This is a genomic window from Streptomyces malaysiensis subsp. malaysiensis (genome assembly GCF_040653035.1).
Classification (GTDB): Bacteria; Actinomycetota; Actinomycetes; order Streptomycetales; family Streptomycetaceae; genus Streptomyces; species Streptomyces malaysiensis.
The window spans coordinates 1-4,371 of the sequence record NZ_JBEZNG010000079.1; the positions used below are offsets into that span (position 1 = coordinate 1).

At 67.6% G+C, this 4,371-nt stretch carries 1 protein-coding gene; it reads left to right on the top strand.

Going from position 1 to position 4,371, the window contains the following annotated elements; translation table 11 throughout:
- On the top strand, positions 1-4,371 hold a 4,371-nt coding region (locus AB0E24_RS45835; RefSeq protein ID WP_435865409.1), incomplete at both ends, for an SDR family NAD(P)-dependent oxidoreductase.

The window sequence follows — 4,371 nt, forward strand, 5'->3', positions numbered from 1 at the left end:
GGAGTGGGCACAGCGGGGTTGTAAGACGCGGCGGTTGCCGGTGAGTCATGCGTTTCATTCGTCGCGGATGGAGCCGATGCTGGAGGAGTTCCGGCGGGTGGCTGAGGGGATTGTGTATTCGTCTCCGCGGGTTCCGGTGGTCTCCAATGTGACGGGTGAGGTTGCCGGCGAGGAGTTGTGTTCGGCGGGGTATTGGGTGGCGCATGTCCGGGAGACGGTGCGGTTTGCCGATGGGGTGAAGTGTCTTCGCGAGCGGGGTGTGACGCGGTTCGTCGAACTGGGACCGGATGGGGCGTTGACGTCTCTGGTGCATGAATGCCTGGACGGTGATGGTGATGGTGATGGTGACGGGGACGCGGGCACGGTGGTGGTGCCGATGTTGCGCAAGGATCGTCCGGAACCGGAGTCCGCGGTCCTGGCCCTCGGCCAGCTGTATGCGTCGGGAGTGGAGGTGGACTGGCAGGTCTTGCTCCCGGGCCCTCACCGGCTCGTCGATCTACCCACCTACGCATTCCAGCGCCAACGGTATTGGCTGGACGCAGGCGTACCGAGTGGCCTCGATGGGGGCGAATCCCCGTTCTGGGACGCCGTGCGGCGTGACGACGTGGCGTCGCTGGCCGCCACGCTCGGCATCGACGAAGACGTTATCGGTGAGGTGATGCCCGGACTGTCCTCCTGGTGGTGGCAGCGGCGGGAGGAGTCCGAAGTGGACTCCTGGCGTTACCACGTCATGTGGCGGCCCGCGCACATCGATCTGGTCCCGTTGCGCGGAACCTGGTTGCTGGTCGTGGCGGCCGAGGACGAGCGGTCCCAAAGCCCGTGGACACCAAGCGTGGTCGCGGCGTTGACCGCTCATGGAGCCGAGGTGCGGCTGCTTCCGGTGCCACCCGGGGCAGGGCGCGACGACCTCGTGCGGTTGCTGCACGAAGCCGGGGCCGACACCGATCTCTCGGGGGTCGTGTCCATGGCCGCGTTGACGGATGACGGGAGCCCCGGCTCGACCGGGGAGGGAGATCCCGATCTGCCGACGTCCCTGGCGGTGAACGTTGCCGTGGTGCAGGCGCTGGGGGACGCGGGGATCGACGCGCCCTTGTGGTGCGTGACCCGTGGCGCGGTGTCGACTGCCAGCGCCGACCGGCTGGCGAATCCGGCGCAGGCCGCCGTGTGGGGTCTGGGCCGGGTGGCGGCGTTGGAGCACCCCGACCGATGGGGTGGCCTGGTAGATCTTCCGGAGGAGTTCGACGAACGGGCTGGACGGCGGCTCTGTGCCGTGTTGTCCGGGGGTGGTGACGAGGACCAGGTGGCGATCCGCGGCACTGGTGTATTCGGCCGGCGGCTGGTCCATGGGGCGGTGGCGCCGATCGAGCGGTGGCGCCCGCGGGGCACTGTCCTGGTGACGGGAGGCACGGGTGCCGTGGGCGCGCAGGTCTGCCGTTGGCTCGCCCGGAACGGCGCCGAGCGTGTAGTACTCGTCAGCCGCCGTGGTCCGGCGAGCCTTGGTGCCGACGAGTTGAAGGCCGAGCTCGTGGACATCGGAGCGCAGGTCACGGTGGCGGCGTGCGACGCTGCCGATCGGGAGGCACTTGCCCATCTGCTCGAGTCGCTCGACGGGCTGACCGCAGTGGTGCACGCCGCCGGTGTCCTCGACGACGGTCTGTTGGACAACCTCGACGCCGAGCGGTTCGCCACCGTGTACCGGGCCAAGGCGAAGGCGGCCTGGCATTTGCACGAGTTGACCCGAGGCCGGGAACTGGACGCGTTCGTTCTCTTCTCATCCCTGGCCGGCAGCCTGGGCAACCCGGCGCAGGCCAATTACGCGGCGGCCAATGCCGTCCTTGACGCACTGGCCGAGCACCGCCATGACCTCGGTCTGCCCGCCACTTCCCTCGCCTGGGGGCCTTGGGCGGATGGCGGTATGGCCGACGAAGAGGGAGTGCGAGAGCGGTTGCACCGCGGTGGCATCGCCGCCATGGACCCGGAACTCGCCACTTCGGTGCTCCGTACGGCGGCCGGCGCCGGTGCCCATCCGTACACGGCCATCGCGGACATCAGCTGGGACCGGTTCGCCGCCGCCTTCACGACCGTACGGCCGAGTCCGCTGCTCCGCGAGATCCCGGCGGCCCAACGCGCGGCTGCGGATTCCGTGCGTGAGGAGACGGGCTCGGCAGCTTCGCTGCGCTCACGACTCACCGGCCTGAGCCCGGCCGAACGCGCACACACACTGAAGGAACTGGTGCGCGGCCATGTCGCCCAGGTGCTGGGCTACTCCCGGGAGAGCGAGGTGGCGGACGATCGGGCGTTCCAGGATCTCGGGTTCACCTCGCTGTCCGCGGTGGACCTGCGGAATCGGCTGCGTGCGGCCACCGGCCTGAAACTCGCGGCCACGCTCGTCTTCGACTACCCGACAGTGTCGAGCCTCGGCGCCCATCTCGACGAGGTATTGGCAGGAGCCCCTCCCGCTCTGGCCGATGTCGCGTCCGCTTCCGTCATGGCCCGGATACGGGACAGCGAGCGGGAAGACATCGCGATTGTCGGGGTGAGCTGCCGCTTCCCGGGCGGTATCGCATCTCCTGAGGACTTGTGGAAGTTACTGCTTTCCGGCGAGGACGCGATCTCCGGATTCCCGACGGATCGCGGTTGGGACCTGGAATCGCTCTTCAATGCGGATCCTGATCGAGAAGGCACATCCTACACGTCCGAGGGCGGCTTCCTGCACGGTGTAGGAGACTTCGATCCGGGGTTTTTCGGGATTTCGCCGCGTGAGGCGTTGGCGATGGATCCGCAGCAGCGGTTGCTGCTGGAGACCTCGTGGGAGGCGATCGAGCGGGCGGGGATCGACCCGGGGTCACTGAAAGGCACCCAGACCGGTGTCTTCGTGGGCACCAACGGCCAGGACTACACCTCGCTGTTGATGAGTTCCGCGGACGGAGTCGAGGGCTATCTCGCCACCGGGAACGCCGCCAGCGTCGTCTCCGGCCGTCTCTCCTACACCCTGGGCCTCGAAGGGCCCGCCGTGACAGTGGACACCGCCTGCTCCTCGTCGCTCGTGGCGATGCACATGGCGAGCCTGTCGCTGTTCCGGGGCGAATGTGGCCTTGCCCTGGCTGGGGGCGTGACCGTTATGACGACCCCGGGGGCGTTCGTGGCGTTCAGCCGCCAGCGCGGTCTGGCCATGGATGGTCGGTGTAAGGCGTTTGCTGAGGGGGCGGATGGTACGGGGTGGTCTGAGGGGGCGGGTGTGGTGGTGTTGGAGCGGTTGTCGGATGCGCGGCGGAATGGTCATCGGGTGTGGGCTGTGGTGCGGGGCAGTGCGGTGAATCAGGATGGGGCGTCGAATGGTTTGACGGCGCCCAATGGTCCGTCGCAGCAGCGTGTGATTCGGCAGGCGTTGGTCAATGCTGGTGTCTCCGCGTCGGATGTGGATGTGGTGGAGGCGCATGGTACGGGGACGACGTTGGGTGATCCGATTGAGGCGCAGGCGTTGTTGGCGACGTACGGGCAGGGTCGGGATTCGGGGCGTCCGTTGTGGTTGGGGTCGGTGAAGTCGAATCTTGGTCATACGCAGGCGGCTGCGGGTGTGGCGGGCGTGATCAAGATGGTGATGGCGATGCGGCATGGGGTGTTGCCGCGGACGCTGCATGTGGATGAGCCGACGCCGCATGTGGAGTGGGATGCGGGTGATGTTCGGCTGTTGACGGAGGCGCGGGAGTGGCCCGAGGTGGGTCGGCCGCGTCGGGCTGGTGTGTCGTCGTTCGGCATGAGTGGGACGAACGCGCACCTTGTCATTGAGCAGGCACCGAAGCCGGTTGATCTGGTTGATCCGGCCGAGTCGGCTGAGGGAGAGCCGGTGGTGCCGTGGGTGGTGTCGGGTCGTTCGGCGGAGGCGTTGTGTGGGCAGGCAGCGCGGCTTGCTGAGTATGTGGCGGAGTGCCCTGGCGTTTCTGTGTCTGATGTGGGTTTTTCGTTGGTGGTGTCTCGGTCGGGGTTTGAGCATCGTGCGGTGGTGTTGGGTGGTTCGGGTGGGGAGTTGGTGGGTGGGTTGGGGGCGGTGGTGTCGGGTGGTTCGGGGGTGGTGCGAGGTGTTGTGGGGCGGGGTGATCGGGTGGTGATGGTGTTTCCGGGTCAGGGTTCGCAGTGGGTGGGGATGGCTGCTGGGTTGTTGGGGTCGTCGTCGGTGTTTGCGGCGGCGATGGGTGAGTGTGAGGCGGCGTTGGGGCCGTTTGTGGGGTGGTCGTTGGTGGATGTGTTGGGTGATGAGGTGGCGTTGGGTCGGGTTGATGTGGTGCAGCCGGTGTTGTGGGCGGTGATGGTGTCGTTGGCGGAGGTGTGGCGGTCGTGTGGGGTGGTGCCTGCTGCGGTGGTGGGGCATTC